The sequence below is a fragment of the Shinella sp. WSC3-e genome (genome assembly GCF_945994535.1).
Classification (GTDB): domain Bacteria; phylum Pseudomonadota; class Alphaproteobacteria; order Rhizobiales; family Rhizobiaceae; genus Shinella; species Shinella yambaruensis.
Genome location: NZ_OZ000530.1, coordinates 4,325,480 through 4,342,061 on the forward strand (window position 1 = coordinate 4,325,480; position 16,582 = coordinate 4,342,061).

The 16,582-nt window shown below is 65.4% G+C and carries 14 protein-coding genes and 1 tRNA gene; 11 read left to right on the forward strand and 4 right to left on the reverse strand.

All coding sequences use genetic code 11. From position 1 onward, the window contains the following. Positions 1-16: 16 nt before the first annotated feature. Both AABF56_RS21205 and AABF56_RS21210 read right to left on the reverse strand, forming a co-directional pair. Positions 17-92 (reverse strand) — tRNA-Thr (locus tag AABF56_RS21205). Between the two features lie 126 nt (positions 93-218). Continuing rightward, complete coding sequence (locus tag AABF56_RS21210; RefSeq protein ID WP_272804265.1) at positions 219-1,181, reverse strand: NAD(P)H-dependent flavin oxidoreductase; 963 nt, start codon at positions 1,179-1,181, stop codon at positions 219-221. Positions 1,182-1,852: 671 nt separating this feature from the next. On the opposite strand from AABF56_RS21210, the gene AABF56_RS21215 reads away from it, so the two are divergent. Next, positions 1,853-2,977, forward strand: coding sequence for a biotin transporter BioY (locus tag AABF56_RS21215; RefSeq protein WP_244767324.1), 1,125 nt, complete (start codon positions 1,853-1,855; stop codon positions 2,975-2,977). A gap of 12 nt (positions 2,978-2,989) precedes the next feature. On the opposite strand, the gene ppk2 is transcribed toward AABF56_RS21215, so the two are convergent. Beyond that, entirely contained in the window at positions 2,990-3,871 is an 882-nt protein-coding gene (gene ppk2 / locus AABF56_RS21220) for a polyphosphate kinase 2 (RefSeq protein WP_272804266.1), read from the reverse strand. A 146-nt stretch (positions 3,872-4,017) separates the two neighbouring features. Here ppk2 and phoR point away from each other — a divergent pair, with 146 nt between their 5' ends. From phoR to phoB, 7 genes are all read left to right on the forward strand, one after another. Further along, positions 4,018-5,313 carry a phosphate regulon sensor histidine kinase PhoR gene (phoR, locus tag AABF56_RS21225; RefSeq protein WP_272804267.1) on the forward strand — a complete coding sequence of 432 codons (1,296 nt, stop codon included), beginning with the start codon at positions 4,018-4,020 and terminating at the stop codon, positions 5,311-5,313. Between the two features lie 186 nt (positions 5,314-5,499). Continuing rightward, positions 5,500-6,534: a substrate-binding domain-containing protein gene (locus AABF56_RS21230; protein WP_244767327.1), complete on the forward strand. Its 1,035-nt coding sequence runs from the start codon at positions 5,500-5,502 to the stop codon at positions 6,532-6,534. A gap of 168 nt (positions 6,535-6,702) precedes the next feature. Then, positions 6,703-8,187 (forward strand): phosphate ABC transporter permease subunit PstC, encoded by a 1,485-nt coding sequence (pstC, locus tag AABF56_RS21235; RefSeq protein ID WP_244767328.1) that lies wholly within the window; start codon positions 6,703-6,705, stop codon positions 8,185-8,187. Continuing rightward, positions 8,184-9,512 (forward strand): phosphate ABC transporter permease PstA, encoded by a 1,329-nt coding sequence (pstA, locus tag AABF56_RS21240; RefSeq protein ID WP_244767329.1) that lies wholly within the window; start codon positions 8,184-8,186, stop codon positions 9,510-9,512. The genes pstC and pstA overlap by 4 nt, the downstream gene beginning before the upstream one ends. Before the next feature lie 13 nt (positions 9,513-9,525). Then, positions 9,526-10,341: a phosphate ABC transporter ATP-binding protein PstB gene (gene pstB / locus AABF56_RS21245; RefSeq protein ID WP_272804268.1), complete on the forward strand. Its 816-nt coding sequence runs from the start codon at positions 9,526-9,528 to the stop codon at positions 10,339-10,341. A gap of 47 nt (positions 10,342-10,388) precedes the next feature. Beyond that, on the forward strand, positions 10,389-11,117 hold the full coding sequence (gene phoU, locus AABF56_RS21250) for a phosphate signaling complex protein PhoU (RefSeq protein ID WP_244767331.1): 729 nt from the start codon (positions 10,389-10,391) through the stop codon (positions 11,115-11,117). 19 nt (positions 11,118-11,136) lie between these two features. Then, positions 11,137-11,820 (forward strand): phosphate regulon transcriptional regulator PhoB, encoded by a 684-nt coding sequence (phoB, locus tag AABF56_RS21255; RefSeq protein ID WP_244767332.1) that lies wholly within the window; start codon positions 11,137-11,139, stop codon positions 11,818-11,820. Between the two features lie 146 nt (positions 11,821-11,966). On the opposite strand, the gene AABF56_RS21260 is transcribed toward phoB, so the two are convergent. Then, the gene (locus tag AABF56_RS21260) at positions 11,967-12,497 is read right to left on the reverse strand and encodes a GcrA family cell cycle regulator (RefSeq protein ID WP_244767333.1); all 531 of its coding nucleotides are present in this window, start codon (positions 12,495-12,497) and stop codon (positions 11,967-11,969) included. Between the two features lie 423 nt (positions 12,498-12,920). Between AABF56_RS21260 and AABF56_RS21265 the strand changes: the two genes are divergently transcribed. From AABF56_RS21265 to AABF56_RS21275, 3 genes are all read left to right on the forward strand, one after another. Further along, complete coding sequence (locus AABF56_RS21265; RefSeq protein WP_244767334.1) at positions 12,921-14,111, forward strand: aspartate aminotransferase family protein; 1,191 nt, start codon at positions 12,921-12,923, stop codon at positions 14,109-14,111. A 27-nt stretch (positions 14,112-14,138) separates the two neighbouring features. Further along, positions 14,139-15,050 carry an ornithine carbamoyltransferase gene (argF, locus tag AABF56_RS21270; RefSeq protein WP_272804269.1) on the forward strand — a complete coding sequence of 304 codons (912 nt, stop codon included), beginning with the start codon at positions 14,139-14,141 and terminating at the stop codon, positions 15,048-15,050. Positions 15,051-15,410: 360 nt separating this feature from the next. Next, positions 15,411-16,403, forward strand: coding sequence for an Hsp33 family molecular chaperone (locus AABF56_RS21275; protein ID WP_244767621.1), 993 nt, complete (start codon positions 15,411-15,413; stop codon positions 16,401-16,403). Positions 16,404-16,582 lie beyond the last annotated feature (179 nt).

The window sequence follows — 16,582 nt, forward strand, 5'->3', positions numbered from 1 at the left end:
CGGGTTTGGAAGTGAGTGGTGCCGCTTACGTGACTCGAACACGTGACCCCATCATTACGAATGATGTGCTCTACCGACTGAGCTAAAGCGGCCCTTGCCGGGTCCCGAAGCGTGTCGGGACCGGAATGGGTGCGCTGATAACCGCAATGGGAGGAGATTTCAAGCGGGGAGTTTCAACTTCCGCATTTTTCCTGTGCGGTGCAGCGGATCGGGGCGGGTCATGCGGCGCAGAGACGGCCCCTGGCCGCGTGATATTCGCGGTCCAGTCGGGCGACGAGGTCCTCGACGGGGGCGACGGCCTTGATCGCGCCGATGCCCTGGCCGCAGCCCCAGATGTCCTTCCAGGCCTTCGCCCCGGTGGTGGCCTTGTCGAAGTCCATCTTGGAAGGGTCGGCTTCCGGCAGATGGTCGGGATCCAGGCCGGCGGCAGCGATGGAAGGTTTCAGGTAGTTGCCGTGGATGCCGGTGAAATAGTTGGAATAGACGATGTCGGCACTCGCGCTGTCGACGATCGTCTGCTTGTAGGCCTCGCTCGCGCGCGCCTCGTTCGTCGCGATGAAGGGCGAGCCGATATAGGCCATGTCGGCGCCCATCGCCTCCGCCGCGAGAATGGCGCCGCCGGTCGCGATCGCGCCGGAAAGGAGGAGGGGGCCGTCGAACCATTCGCGGATCTCCTGGACCAGCGCGAAGGGCGAGAGGGTGCCGGCATGTCCGCCAGCGCCGGCGGCCACCGCGATCAGGCCGTCAGCCCCCTTGCGGATCGCCGAATTGGCGTGGCGGTTGTTGATGACGTCGTGCAGCACGATGCCGCCATAGGAGTGGATCGCCGCATTCACCTCCGGCACCGCGCCGAGCGAGGAGATGACCACCGGCACCTTGTATTTCACGCACATCATGAGGTCGTGCTCCAGCCTCTTGTTGGAGCGGTGGACGATCTGGTTGACGGCGAAGGGGGCGGCGGGGTGGCCGGGGTTCTTCGCATCGTGTGCGGCAAGGCCCTCGGTGATCTCCGCCAGCCATTCGTCGAGCTGGGATTCCGGGCGCGCATTCAGCGCCGGGAAGGCGCCGATGACACCGGCCTTGCATTGTGCAAGGGTCAGCGCGGGATGCGAGACGATGAAGAGCGGCGCGCCGATGACGGGCAGGCGCAGCTTGTCCTTGAGGATCGCGGGCAGGGCCATGAGGGATGTCCTGTATGGTTTTGACGTTTTCGTAAACGTCAAAACCATAGCAGCGAGCACTCCCGCTGAAAAGGGGCGGTGGGACGGCGGTTGCGGCGGGGCTTCGAGAGCATGTGCGCCAGAAGCGCGAAACGGGCTTGCGCCCGCAATCCCAGGGAAACCTATCCCTCGCGATACCGGGCATCGCATCGGAGCCGCAATCTCTTCCTGCAAGGAGCAGGGCGATCGCATATGGGGCTGAGGCGCCTCTCCCTTCTCCCTGCGGAGCGGAAGGGGAGAACGGTAACGTCGAACTCCATGGGCGATTGCCTTCTGCAAGGAGGGACACGCCCCGCGGCATTGTCCGCACCAGGAACGCACCAGGCGTGCCTCCCCTGACGGCGGAGCGGAGGTGAGTGCGGGCACATGAATGAAGTGTCTGTCCGCGACAAATGGCGGGCGTCTGCGCAGGGGGCGAGGATTGCCGTGACCTGCGCCAGCGGGCCCGCCGCACGCGATCCATCGCCCCGTCGCGGCGCTTATCCCCGGCCAAGCAGGGGCAGTTTCGGCTGGAAGGCTTGCGCAAATTCCCGGCAAACGTTACGCAAATGCTAACGAAAGCCGGAAAGTGGAGCTCGTTCCACAGTGTATCATGGCCGCGGTCTCGCGCGGCTCCCGCAGAAGGGTCGGATGTGAGCGGACTGGAGACGGCAATCAGAAACGCGCTGGCGCGCTCGGAACGCGCCAATGCCGAAGTTCGGGCGCGGATCTACCAGTCGGCGCGCAACGCGCTGGAGGCGGGCCTGCGCAAGCAGGAGATCAACGACCCCGAGACGATCGCCGGCCAGCGCCACCGGCTGGAAGCCACCATTCACCAGATCGAGGCGGAAGAGCGCGCGCAGCTTTCGGCGGCGCCGGCCCGCGAGGTTCGCGTCGAGCCGGCGGTCGAGGCACGGCCGGAACCGGTGCTGCGCGCCGAGCGGGAGGATCGCCCCGAGCCGCGCCTGGAGGCGGATCGGCCGTCGGCGGCAAGCGATATCGGTGCCCTCCGCCCCGAACGCGAGGACGGCTTTGCCAAGAGCACGCCGAATACGGCCTCCGCTGCCGCTGCCGCCAGCGAGGCATCGGATTTTCGTCCCGAGCGGGTCGCCAAGGCGCGCAAGCGGCGCGGCCGGCTGTTCTCCTTCCTGCTCGTCGTGGCGACGCTGATTGCCGCCGGCGGTGCGCTTGCCTGGTGGGTGCAGACGAGCGGCCTGCTCCAGGAACTGCGCAGCGGCGCGGACGGCTCGACGCCGCCGGCCACCGTTTCCGGCGAGGACTTTTCCGGCGAGGACCCCATCAAGAAGGCGCTCGACACACAGAGCCGCTTCTCCTCCGACTGGCGGGCCGTGTTCTCGCCGGGCGATGCGGCACGGCTGTCCGCCGGCACGTCGGGCCGTTTCGAGGCGGTGAGCACCAATGAGGGGCCTGCCGTGCGCGTAACCTCCACCAATCCGGAGCGCGAGGGCGCGGTGCTGATCGAGGTTTCGCCCGAAATCCTCGGCGAGATGGGCGGCAAGACCTCGACGATCGCCATGACCGTGCAGTCGGTCAACGGCAAGCCGGTGCAGGTCGCGGTCGAATGCGATTTCTCCACCATGGGCGGCTGCGGCCGCCATCGCTTCACCGTGTCGGAGCGGACCGACATCCTGTTCCAGGTGGAATTCGACCGCTCGCTCTCGCCGAGCGAGCCGGGCCATCTCGTGCTGAACAGCGACATCACCGGCGGGGATGCGAGCGTGAACCTCTACGCCGTCCGCATCCTGCCGGGCGAATGAGCCGCCTGCCGCCTACTTGAGGAAGCCCGGCCCCGCGCCGACGATCTTTTTGTCGATCTCGCCAATCGCCTTCTCGTCCTTGCCCTCGTAGTCGAGCGTCCCGAGGATGTGGCGGATCAGGTTGATGCGGGCGCGGCGCTTGTCATTGGCGCGGATCACGGTCCAGGGGGCGTGGTCCGTATGGGTTTCCTTCAGCATGCGATCGCGCTTGTCCGTGTAGTCGCCCCACTTGTTGAGCGCGGCGATGTCCATCGGTGAGAGCTTCCAGACCTTGAGCGGATCGTGCCGGCGGTCGTGGAAGCGCTTCAGCTGCATTTCCCGGCCGATGTTGAGCCAGAACTTGAAGAGCTGGATGTCTTCCGCGACGATCATCTTTTCGAAGCGCGGCGTCTCCTTCAGGAATTTTTCGTATTGCTCCGGCGTGCAGAAGCCCATCACCGGCTCGACGCCGGCGCGGTTGTACCAGGAGCGGTCGAACAGCACGAATTCGCCCGATGTCGGAAAGGTCGCGACATAGCGCTGGAAATACCATTGGCCGCGCTCGGTCTCGGTCGGCTTCGTCAGCGCCACGATGCGCGCGGAGCGCGGGTTCATGTAGGACATGGTGGCGTGGATCGCACCGCCCTTGCCGGCCGCGTCCCGCCCCTCGAATACCGCCATCACGCGCTTGCCGGTCTTCTGCTGCCAGAACTGCACCTTGACCAGCTCGATCTGCAGCAGCTTCAGGGTCCTTTCGTAGTCCTTGTTGTCGAGTTTCTTGTCGTAGGGATAGTCGTCGGAGCCGAAGGCCTTGTCTTCGATCCAGTCGGGCAGCTTCGGATCGTCGATATCGAACACCCGCTTCTTGCCGCCGATGTCCAGTTCAACGACCCGGTTTTCGACCTTTTCCGCCATCGTCCACTCCTTGAAATCACGGGGCGCGGCTGATGCCGCATCGCCGCAGGTGGCCACAACCGGATTGCGAATTCAAGCGCGCCGTGAAAAACATGTCATGAAGCCGCGCTATCCATGGAGAATCGATGGAGGCCGCGGAGGACGGGATGCTTGCGAGGGAATGGGTGGCGGTGACGGATCAGCGGACGGGTCTCGGCTGGCTGGCGGCGCAACTGTGGGGCGAGCGGGTGCTCATTGCCTCGGCCGTTTTCGTCGGCTTCATGATGTGGCTCGCGGGCTTGCATCTCGGCTGGGTGTCCTTCGCCGTCCTCCTGCTCGTCATTGCCGGCCTCTTGCGCACGGAACGGCGCCTGGTGGAGGCCGGCGGCAGGACCATGGCGGCCTCCGCCAGTCCGGTGCCGGAGGTTCAGGCCGCCGTCCCGCCTGCCGATGACCTTTCCGCCATTGCCGCGGTTCTCGGCGCGCTCGATGCGCCCGCCCTGCTGCTCTCGGGCCGCGAGACGGTCAAATTGCAGAACCGCGCGGCCGAGGCGATCTTCGGCGTGATCCCGCGCGGCAGCGACCTGGCCGGCCGCATCCGCGCGCCCGGTATCCTCGACATGGTGCGCGACGCGATCGCCAGCGGCCAGACGCGGGAGACCGAGCATGCCGAGCGTCTGCCGTCGGAAACGGTCTATGTCGTGCGCATCGCGCCGCTCGCCGAGCGGGCGGGCGAGCCCCTGTGGCTGCTGACCTTCCGCGACGTCTCGCAGGCCCGCCGTATCGATCGCATGCGGTCCGATTTCGTCGCCAATGCCAGCCACGAGCTGCGCACCCCGCTCGCCTCGCTGCGCGGCTTCATCGAGACGCTGCAGGGCCCGGCGAAGAACGATGCGAAGGCGCACGAACGTTTCCTTGGCATCATGCACGAGCAGGCGACGCGCATGAGCCGCCTCGTCGACGACCTGCTCTCGCTCTCCCGCCTTGAGCTGCGTTCGAACCTGACGCTGGACCAGACCGTCGATCTCGTGCCGCTGCTCGGCCATGTGCGCGACAGCCTGCAGCCGCTCGCCTCCGATCTCGGGGTGGAGGTTGCGCTCGACCTGCCGAAGCACCCGGTCACCGTTCCCGGCGACCGCGACGAACTGGTCGAGGTCTTCGAGAACCTGATCGAAAACGCCTGCAAATACGGCCAGGAGGGCAAGCGGGTGGATGTCGTGCTTTCCGGCGGCGGCGACGTTCCCGTCGAATTCTCCGTCACCGATTACGGCCCCGGCATTCCCCCGGAGCATGTGCCGCGCATCACCGAACGTTTCTATCGGGTTAACGTGGAAGCGAGCCGGTCCAAGAAGGGCACAGGCCTCGGCCTTGCCATCGTCAAGCACATCCTCACCCGCCACCGGGCGCGCCTCGTGGTGAAGTCCGAGGTGGGCAAGGGCACGGTCTTCACCGTCAAATTCTGACACAAAGGATGGCGCTCCTGTCGTCCCGATGAAAATAGCGCAGCAATTTCAGATATTTGTTGTGTCACAAATGTTTCGTCAAACTGACATAAAAGGGAGGGCGATCGGGGTTTAGAGAAGGGCCGCCGGTCAACGGCAGAGAGCGCAGAACAGCGCACCACACACGTCCTCTTCGGGAGAACCCAGATGAAATCTCTTAAGCTCACTGTTGCGGCGCTCGTTGCCTCCGCCGCATTCGCAGGCGTTGCCGTTGCGCGCGACCAGGTCCAGATCGCCGGCTCGTCCACCGTTCTTCCCTACGCCAAGATCGTCGCCGAGACGTTCGGCGAGACCTTCCCCGACTTCAAGACGCCGATCGTCGAGTCCGGTGGTTCTTCCGGCGGCCTGAAGGAATTCTGCAAGGGCGTCGGCCCGAACACCATCGACATCGCCAACTCCTCGCGCCCGATCAAGGACAGCGAAGTGGAGGCCTGCAAGGCAGCCGGCGTGACCGAGATCCAGGAAGTCAAGATCGGCTATGACGGCATCGTGTTCGCCACCGACGCCGGCAATGCCGACCTGAAGCTCGAGCCGAAGGATCTCTACCAGGCGCTCGCCGCCGAAGTCGTCGTCGACGGCAAGCTCGTCGCCAACCCCTACAAGAAGTGGTCGGAAGTCAACAAGGACCTGCCGGACGTCGAGATCGCCGCCTATATCCCCGGCGAAAAGCACGGCACGCGCGAAGTCTTCGAAGAGAAGATCCTCGCTCACGGCTGCAAGGACTCGGGCGCCCAGGACGTCATCAAGGCGGCCGTCGCTGACGAGAAGGAACAGCTCTCCAAGTGCGTAGCCGTCCGCAAGGATGGCCTGGCCGTTGACATCGACGGCGACTACACCGAGACGCTCGCCCGCATCGCTGCCAACAAGTCCGGCATCGGCGTGTTCGGCCTCTCCTTCTATGAGAACAACGCCGACAAGCTGAAGGTCGCCACCGTCAACGGCATCGTTCCGTCGACCGAGACGATCGCTTCGGGCGAATACCCGGTTTCCCGCCCGCTGTTCTTCTACGTCAAGAAGGCACATCTCGGCGTCATCCCGGGCCTGAAGGAATATGTCGAGTTCTTCACGAGCGACGACATGATCGGCCCTGACTCCCCGCTGGCTGAATACGGCCTCGTCGCCGCTCCGGATGCCGAGCGCGAAGAGATCCGCAAGACCTTCGCCGACGGCAAGATCATGTAATGAACGTCGGCCGGCACGGTATTTCGCAAGAATGCCGCGCCGGCCGCTCCCTTTGGGCGGTTTCGCCCACGTCATGTTCTTCGACCGGGAATGGGGCGCCTTGTCGAACGGTCGGGGCGGGCACTCGGCACGCTCAGGGCGGATGATCTCGCCGGGAGAATTTTCTCAATGAGTATTTCCCTTCTACTGCTTATCGTCGCCGTCATCGGCGTGGTGGGCTATCTTATCGGCAGCTGGCGCGCCAACGCGCTTGCCGGCGGCAAGCTTTCCAGTCTGCATTCCCGGCCGGGCTACTACGGCTCCTTCGTCGCCATCTGGTCCATGCTGCCGGCCATCGCCATCCTGCTGGTCTGGATCATCGCGAGCCCGATCTATATCGGTTCGGCGGTGCGCGGCGGCTTCCCCGACGAGGTGAAGGCCGAGCCGCAGGCGACGCAGAACCTCAACTACAACATGATCGGCGCCATTGCCCGCGGCTTCAAGCTGCTCTCGGCGGAAGAGCGCGATGCGCTGTTCAAGGACGGCACCGCCGCCCGCGAGGTGTTGGGCAGCAAGGGCGTGCCGCTCGCGGCCGACCCGGCGCCCTACATGCTGACGGCCGCCGACGACCTCAACCGTATGACGACGGCAAGCAGCACGTTCCTGTCGATCCTCGTCGTGATCGCCGCGCTTGCCGGCGGTGCCTTCGCCTACCGCGCGATCGCGCCGAAATTCCGCGCCCGCAACCGCGTCGAGGGCGTCATGCTGGTCGGCCTCATCGTCGCCTCGTCCATCGCGATCCTGACGACCGTCGGCATCGTCGCGTCGATGGCGACGGAAGCGATCAGCTTCTTCAACATGGTCCCGGCCTGGGAGTTCTTCTTCGGCACGACCTGGGACCCGCGCTTCGCCGCCGCCGGCGCCACGGATTCCTCCGGCCAGTTCGGCCTGATCCCGCTGCTCGCCGGCACCCTCTATATCGGCTTCGTCGCCATGCTCGTCGCCGTGCCGGTCGGCCTCTTCGCCGCCATCTACATGTCGGAATATGCCTCGCGCCACGTCCGCTCGGTGGCCAAGCCGCTGCTCGAAGTGCTCGCCGGCATCCCGACCATCGTCTACGGCTTCTTCGCCCTGGTGACCGTCGGCCCGTTCCTGCGCGACATCTCCGCCCAGCTGAGCGGCCTCGTCACCGGCAACTATGCCAGCTTCATCCAGGCGCAGAGCGTTCTGACGGCCGGTTTCGTCATGGGCATCATGCTGATCCCCTACGTCTCCTCGCTGTCCGACGACATCATCACCGCCGTGCCGCGGGCGCTGCGTGACGGTTCGCTCGGCCTCGGCGCCACCCGCTCGGAAACGATCAAGCGCGTTATCCTGCCCGCCGCTCTTCCTGGCATCGTCGGCGCGCTTCTGATGACCGCGTCCCGCGCCGTCGGCGAAACCATGATCGTGGTGCTGGCCGCCGGCGTTGCCGCCCGCATGCAGCTCAACCCCTTCGAGCCGATGACGACCGTGACGGTCAAGATCGTCAACCAGCTGACGGGCGACCTCGAATTCACCTCGCCGCAGACGCTGGTGGCCTTCGCGCTCGGCATCACGCTCTTCGTCATCACGCTTTGCCTCAACATCTACGCCCTCTACATCGTGCGCAAATACCGGGAGCAGTACGAATGAGCCAGGTCTCCACGAGCCCCTCGATGACCGCCCTCGGCGTCACCGCAAAACCCGAACGCCGCGATATCGGCCTCGGTCGCCGCTACGCCGCAGAGCGCCGCTTCCGCCTCTACGGCATGGCAGCGATCGCCTTCGGTCTCCTCTTCCTGTTCCTCCTGCTCTTCTCGGTCGTCTCCAAGGGCTACACCGCGTTCCAGCAGACGATGATCACCATCCCGGTCGAGTTCTCCGCCGAGATCATCGACAAGGACAACGAGCGCGCCACCAACCCACAGAAGCTGGTTTCGGCCAACTATCCGGTCGTTGCGCGCAATGCGCTCGCCAAGGTGCTGGGCGTCGGCGAAGACGACCGTGCCGGCCTGAGGGCGGTCAACGGCATGATCTCGGACAGCGTCCGCGTGCAGTTCCGTAATCTCGTCACCACCGATCCGTCGATCATCGGCACGACCCGGACCGTGACCTTCCTCGCGCACGGCGACCTCGATTCCGCCTTCAAGGGCCAGATCGACCTCGCCGTGCCGGAAAACAACCGCAAGGTCTCCGACAAGCAGGTCGGCTGGATGAACACGCTCGCCGAAAGCGGCGCGCTCGCCAAGCACTTCAACACCGGCCTCTTCACCAATGGCGCATCCAGCCGTCCTGAAGCCGCCGGCGTCGGCGTCGCGGCCATCGGCTCGCTCTACATGATGCTGATCGTGCTCGTGCTCTCGCTGCCGATCGGCGTCGCCGCCTCGATCTATCTCGAAGAGTTCGCCCCGAAGAACCGCTTCACCGACCTTATCGAGGTGAACATCAACAACCTCGCCGCCGTGCCCTCCATCGTCTACGGTCTTCTCGGCCTTGCCGTCTTCGTCAACTTCGCGGGCTTCCCGCGCTCGGCGGCCCTCGTTGGCGGCCTGGTGCTGACCCTCATGACGCTGCCGACGATCATCATCGCGACCCGCGCCGCGCTGAAGGCCGTACCGCCGTCGATCCGCTCGGCGGCCCTCGGCCTCGGCGCCTCGAAGATGCAGACCGTGTTCCACCATGTGCTGCCGCTCGCCATGCCGGGCATCCTGACGGGCACGATCATCGGCCTTGCCCACGCGCTCGGCGAAACCGCACCGCTGCTGCTCATCGGCATGGTCGCCTTCGTCGCCGATGTGCCGGCAACGCCGATGGATCCGGCGACGGCCCTTCCGGTGCAGATCTACATGTGGGCAAACGAGGCGGAGCGCGCCTTCGTGGAGCGCACGTCCGGGGCCATCATCGTGCTCCTCATCTTCCTCATCCTCATGAATGTTGGCGCTATCCTGTTGCGCCGCCGTTTCGAACGGCGCTGGTAGAAGGACCGGTCTTATGAACATGATGTCAGAAGCAGCAGTCGAGAAAGCGCTGGACAAGAAAATGAACGACATTTCCTACAAGATGATCGGCAAGGACGTCTCGGTCTATTACGGCGACAAGCGCGCCCTCTACGACGTCAACCTGAACGTCCGCGAGTATACCGTGACCGCCCTCATCGGCCCGTCGGGCTGCGGCAAGTCGACCTTCCTGCGCACGCTGAACCGCATGAACGACACGATCGACGGCTGCCGCGTCACCGGCCGCATCACGCTCGACACGGACGATATCTACGATCCGGCGATCGACGTCGTGGAACTGCGCGCCCGCGTCGGCATGGTCTTCCAGAAGCCGAATCCCTTCCCGAAGTCGATCTACGAGAACGTCGCCTACGGGCCGCGCATCCATGGCCTTGCCAAGTCGAAGGCAGACCTCGACGCCATCGTCGAGCGGAGCCTGCAGAAGGCTGGCCTGTGGAACGAGGTGAAGGACCGCCTGCAAGAGGGCGGCACCGGCCTCTCCGGCGGCCAGCAGCAGCGCCTGTGCATCGCCAGAGCCGTCGCCGTCAGCCCCGAAGTCATCCTGATGGACGAGCCCTGCTCGGCGCTCGATCCGATCGCGACCGCCAAGGTCGAGGAGCTGATCCACGAGCTGCGCGCCAACTTCACCATCGTCATCGTGACGCACTCGATGCAGCAGGCGGCCCGCGTCTCGCAGCGCACCGCCATGTTCCACCTCGGCAACCTCGTCGAGGAGAACGACACCGACAAGATGTTCACCAATCCGGATGACCAGCGCACGCAGGACTACATCATGGGCCGCTTCGGCTGACGGCTGACGCTGAACCCCTGAACCCCGAGTGCATTAAGGACAAAGCCATGTCATCGAGCCATATCGTCTCCATCTACGACGAAGAACTGAAATACCTTTCCCGCCGCATCTCCGAAATGGGCGGCACGGCCGAGCAGATGGTGGCCGATTCCGTCCGAGCGCTCGTCACGACGGATGCCGCGCTGGCCCAGAAGGTCATCTCCGAGGACGTCATCCTCGACACCGCCGAACGCCAGATCAACGACAAGGCGATCGTCACCATCGCCAAGCGCCAGCCGATGGCGGCGGACCTGCGCGAGATCATGGGGGCGATCCGCATCGCCGCCGAGCTGGAGCGCGTCGGCGACCTCGGCAAGAACACCGCCAAGCGCGTCATCGCCGTCCAGAGCTCCGGCATGCCGCGCAAGCTGGCCCGCGGCCTCGAGCACCTCGCCGAGCTCGCGCTGATGCAGCTCAAGGAAGTGCTCGACGTCTACGCCACCCGCTCGATCGAGAAGGCCAAGGCCATCCGCGAGCGCGACGACGAGATCGATGCGATCTATACCTCGTTGTTCCGCGAGCTCCTCACCTACATGATGGAAGACCCGCGCAACATCACGCCCTGCACGCATCTCCTGTTCTGCGCCAAGAACATCGAGCGCATCGGCGACCATGCGACCAACATCGCCGAAACCATCTACTACATGGCGACCGGCTCGCAGCCGGAGGGCGAGCGTCCTAAGGACGATACCTCGACCTCCGTCGTCGCGGCCGGCGTCGCCGACGCGTCCGAGTAAAGAGAGCAGGATTCGCTTCATGGTGCCCAGAATTGCCGTCGTGGAAGACGAGGAGGCTCTCAGCGTCCTCCTGCGTTACAATCTGGAAGCGGAAGGTTTCGAGGTCGATACGATCCTCTCCGGTGACGAGGCCGAGATGCGCTTGCAGGAGCGCATGCCGGACCTCCTCATCCTCGACTGGATGCTGCCCGGCGTCTCCGGCATCGAACTGTGCCGGCGCCTGCGCCAGCGTCCGGAAACCGAGCGCCTGCCGATCATCATGCTGACGGCGCGCGGCGAGGAGAGCGAGCGCGTGCGCGGCCTTGCCACCGGCGCGGACGACTATGTGGTCAAGCCCTTCTCGACGCCGGAACTCGTCGCCCGCGTGCGGGCGATGCTGCGCCGGGCCAAGCCCGAGGTTGTCTCGACGGTGCTGCGTTGCGGCGACATCGAGCTCGACCGCGAGACACACCGCGTCCACCGCCGCACCCGCGAGGTCCGCCTCGGCCCGACGGAGTTCCGTCTCCTGGAATTCCTGATGACCTCGCCCGGCCGCGTCTTCTCGCGCTCGCAGCTTCTCGATGGCGTCTGGGGCCACGACATCTATGTCGACGAACGCACCGTCGACGTGCATGTGGGGCGCCTGCGCAAGGCGCTCAACTTCGCCAACATGCAGGACGTCATCCGCACCGTGCGCGGCGCGGGCTATTCGCTGGAGGCCTGAGCGAACGGGATTCCTCCCAAGGACGGAAATGGGCCCTCAGGGGCCTGTTTGCGTTTGTGCGGGGCCGGCGGATGAGGGGCTATCCTGCGCCGCAAACGAAAACGGACCCTTTCGGGCCCGCATCGCATGTCCTGCCGTGGGAAACGTTACCGCATCCGCCGGCGCTCGGCCGAGGGCTGGTAGGCGAGGCGCTGGTGGTAGGTGCAGTAGGGCGAGTTGTCCGGGGACTCGTTGCCGCAGAAGTGGAAGTCGTCGTTGAGCGGGTCGCCGATCGGCCATTTGCAGGTGCGTTCGGTGAGCTGGGTCAGCTCCAGCCGGCGCGACATCGGCACGACCACGTTGTTGCCGTTGGCCGGAACCGGGAGCTGCTCGGCCTGCGTCTCGAAATCGATCTCTTCCTTGGGGATGGTGTTGCCGGCCGGGCGGGCGACGGCACGGGTGGTGACCGGACGGGCCGCGAAGTTCGACGGGCGCGGCGTCGCCGGGGCCGGGCGCTTCGGGCGTGCCGCGGCCTGCGTGCCGCCGGCCTTGGCGCGGCCGGGCAGGTTCAGCCGGTGCACCTTGCCGATGACTGCGTTGCGGCTGACGCCGCCGAGCTGCGCCGCGATCTGGCTCGCGCTCAAGCCCTCGCTCCAGAGTTTCTTGAGTTTCTCGACGCGCTCGTCTGTCCAGTTCATGTTTTCGTCTCCGCTCGGCGCCCAGGATGCGGGAATCCCTCGTCGTGTTCCGGACGGGTCCGGAACCTGAACGCCCTAACTCTTTTGGTGACTAGTTCCGCCGCATGCAGTCTAGTAATTGGTCTTTAACCTAGAGACCGGTGGACTCTGTGACAAGAGTCGCCGGAATCCGGGCGAATCGATTTCGGAGTTTTCCCCAACTTGCTGGTCGGGTGTGACTCGATAGAGACACCTTCCGTGCGTGCCGCGAATCCTCACCTTGCGGGATGTTCAGCGCCATTTCGGGCGCGATTTTGTTGACATCCCAATGGGAAATGCCGATAGTGCGGCATGCCGCCGAAAGGCGGCTTTTGGTTTTTCTGAAGCCCGGAAAAGTCAAGCCGCATTCCTGTTTTTCCGCATCTCTTTTCGGAGGATCCGTGCATGGCCGATGTCGCGCCGCTCTATGAAACCTATATGCGTGCGCCGCTCAGGTTCACGCGCGGGGAGGGCGTGTGGCTGATCACCGAGGATGGCGAGCGATATCTCGATTTTGCCGCCGGCGTCGCCGTCAATTCGCTGGGCCATGCACATCCCCATCTCGTCGCCGCGCTGAAGGACCAGGCCGACAAGGTCTGGCACCTGTCGAACCTCTACGAGGTTCCGGGCCAGGAAAGCCTTGGCCGCCGGCTGACGGAGGCAACCTTCGCCGACAAGGTGTTCTTCACCAATTCGGGCGCCGAGGCGCTGGAATGTGCGATCAAGACGGCGCGGCGCTACCATTTCGCCAAGGGCCATGCCGGCAAGTACCACATCATCACCTTCGAAGGCGCCTTCCACGGCCGCACGATCGCGACGATCGCCGCCGGCGGTCAGGAGAAGTATATCGAGGGCTTCGGCCCCAAGGCGCCGGGCTTCCTCAAGGTTCCCTTCGGCGATATCGCGGCCGTCAAGGATGCGATCACCGAGGAAACGGCGGGCATCCTGATCGAGCCGGTGCAGGGCGAGGGCGGGCTGCGCCCGGTGTCGAAGGAGTTCATGCAGGAGCTGCGCCAGCTCTGCGATGAATACGGCCTGCTGCTCATCCTGGATGAGGTGCAGACCGGTGTCGGCCGCACGGGGCGCCTCTTCGCCCATGAATGGGCAGGGGTGACGCCCGACATCATGGCGATCGCCAAGGGCATCGGCGGCGGCTTCCCGCTCGGCGCCTGCCTTGCCACGAACGAGGCGGCGGCCGGCATGGTCGCCGGCACGCACGGCTCCACCTATGGCGGCAACCCGCTCGCGATGGCCGTCGGCAATGCCGTGCTCGACGTGGTGCTGGAAGACGGTTTCCTCGAGCATGTGCGCGACGTCGCGCTCGTCTTCCGCCAGGGGCTGGCCGCGCTGAAGGACCGTTTCCCCGACGTCATCGAGGACATTCGCGGCGAGGGCCTGATGCTCGGCATCAAGGCGAAGATCCCGGTCGCCGACCTGCTGAAGGGCGTGCGGGCGGAAAACCTGCTGGCCGTGCCGGCGGGCGACAACGTGCTGCGGCTGCTGCCGCCATTGACCGTGACCGCCGAAGAGGCGCGCGAGGGGCTTGCCCGCATCGAGCGGGCGGCGGAAAAGCTGACGGCCGCCAAGGCCGCGTAAGCAGCGAACGGACAGACAGGACATATCATGGCCAAGCATTTTCTCGACCTTTCCGCCGTTTCGGAAAGCGATCTCCGCGTCATCATGGACGATGCGCACACGCGCAAGGCCGCCAGCAAGGCCGGCACCGAAGCCAAGCCGCTCGCCGGCAAGATGCTCGCGATGATCTTCGAGAAGCCCTCCACCCGCACGCGCGTCTCCTTCGACGTCGGCATGCGCCAGCTCGGCGGCGAGACGCTGTTCCTGTCGGGCACGGAGATGCAGCTCGGCCGCGCCGAGACGATCGGCGACACGGCCAAGGTCCTCTCGCGCTATGTCGATGCCATCATGATCCGCACGACGGACCATGCCCGCCTGCTGGAGCTTGCCGAGCACGCCACCGTGCCCGTCATCAACGCGCTGACCGACCTGACGCATCCCTGCCAGATCATGGCCGACATCATGACCTTCGAGGAGCATCGCGGTTCCACCAGGGGCAAGACCTTCGCCTGGACGGGCGACGGCAACAACGTGCTGCATTCCTTCGTCGAGGGGTCCGCCCGCTTCGGCTACAAGATGAAGATGGCCGTGCCGATGGGCTCGGAGCCCGACGACAAGATCCTGAACTGGGCGCGCGACAACGGCGGCGACATCTTGCTCGGGCATGATCCGGAGGCGATCGTCGACGGTGTCGATCTCATCGTCACGGACTGCTGGGTCTCGATGAACCAGGAGCACCGCGCCCGCGGCCACAACATCTTCCAGCCCTACCAGGTCAACGAGCAGCTGATGGCGCGCGCTAACAAGGATGCGCTCTTCATGCACTGCCTGCCCGCCCACCGCGGCGAGGAAGTGACCGACGAGGTGATCGACGGCCCGCAATCCGTGGTCTTCGACGAGGCGGAGAACCGTCTCCACGCGCAGAAGTCGATCCTCGCCTGGTGCTTCGGCGTCGTCTGACGCCGACCTTGAAAAGCGCCCCCGGCAACACGATCTAGGGGCCATCACGGAGCGCCGCGAGGCGCCTGGTTTGCTGATAAGCATCGCCCACTCTCTGTCGTCATCCTCGGGCTTGACCCGGGGATCCACACGGCACCCGCGGCCGTGGATGGTCGGGTCAGACCCGACCGTGACGGAGGAGAGGTTTGCGGACGTTATCAGCAGTCCGGGCGCCGCAAGGCGCTTTCTCTGGCGCATGCCCGTCCGGTATGGAATGATCGGGTAGGAGCGAGCGCGGTATCACGGTAGAACGCCTGTCGGAAGCAGGCCGGGCCCATGGCCTCGGCGGCGCCGAAGCGTGCAAGGAGCAGAATGATGATGATGGCGGAAAATGCCCTGAAACTCGGCGAACCCGGCTTTGCCGGCGATGATCATGTCCTGCCGTTCCAGGTGGAGGGTCTCGACGTGCGCGGCCGCGCCGTGCAGCTCGGCCCGATGCTCGACGGCATTCTCGGCCGGCACGACTATCCCGCGCCCGTCGCCCGGCTGCTCGCCGAGGCGATCACGCTGACCGTACTGCTCGGCACCTCGCTGAAGTTCGAGGGCAAGCTGATCGTCCAGACCAAGGGCGACGGCCCCGTCGATCTGCTGGTGGCCGATTTCGCCGCGCCGGAGAACGTGCGCGCCTATGCCCGCTTCGACCAGGCCGCGCTCGACGCCGCGATTGCGGCCGGCGCGACGGAGCCGCACGAGCTTCTGGGCAAGGGCATCCTCGCCTTCACCATCGACCAGGGCGCCCATACCCAGCGCTACCAGGGCATCGTGCCGCTCGACGGTCATACGCTGGAAGAGATCGCCGGCGTCTATTTCCGCCAGTCGGAGCAGATCCCGACCAAGGTGCGCCTCGGCGTCGCCGAACTCTACGACCGCGATGCCGCCGGCAAGGCGCGCCATCGCTGGCGTGCGGGCGGCATGGTCGCGCAGTTCCTGCCGCAGGCGCCGGAACGCATGCGCCAAGCGGACCTTCCGGGCGGCGACGGCGAGGAAGCCGGCCACAAGATCGCCGATGACGACAATTGGGCCGAAGCCAAAGCCATGGTCGAGACGATCGACGCCGACGAGCTGACGGATCCCAATGTCGGCACCGAACGGCTCCTGTTCCGCCTCTTCCACGAGCGGGGCGTGCGCGTCTACCAGCCGCAGCAGGTCTTCGACCGCTGCTCCTGTTCGCGCGAGAAGCTGAAGGGCGTTCTTTCCGGTCTCAGCGCGGAGGAGATCGCGCACACGGCGGACGACAAGGGCGAGATCGCGGTCACCTGCGAGTTCTGCTCGACGACCTACCGCTTCGAGGCGGCGGAAGTCCTGCCGCAGTAGGGACGCTCGCCCCTCATCCGGCTGCCGCCACCTTCTCCCCGCAAGCGGGGAGAAGGGAAGGATGCGAAGTTTCATCCTTTATTCACAGTCGTGATTTCAGGAAAACAAAGCGGCTTGGTCCCTTCTCCCCGCCTGCGGGGAGAAGGTGGCCGGCAGGCCGGATGAGGGGCGATCTTCTC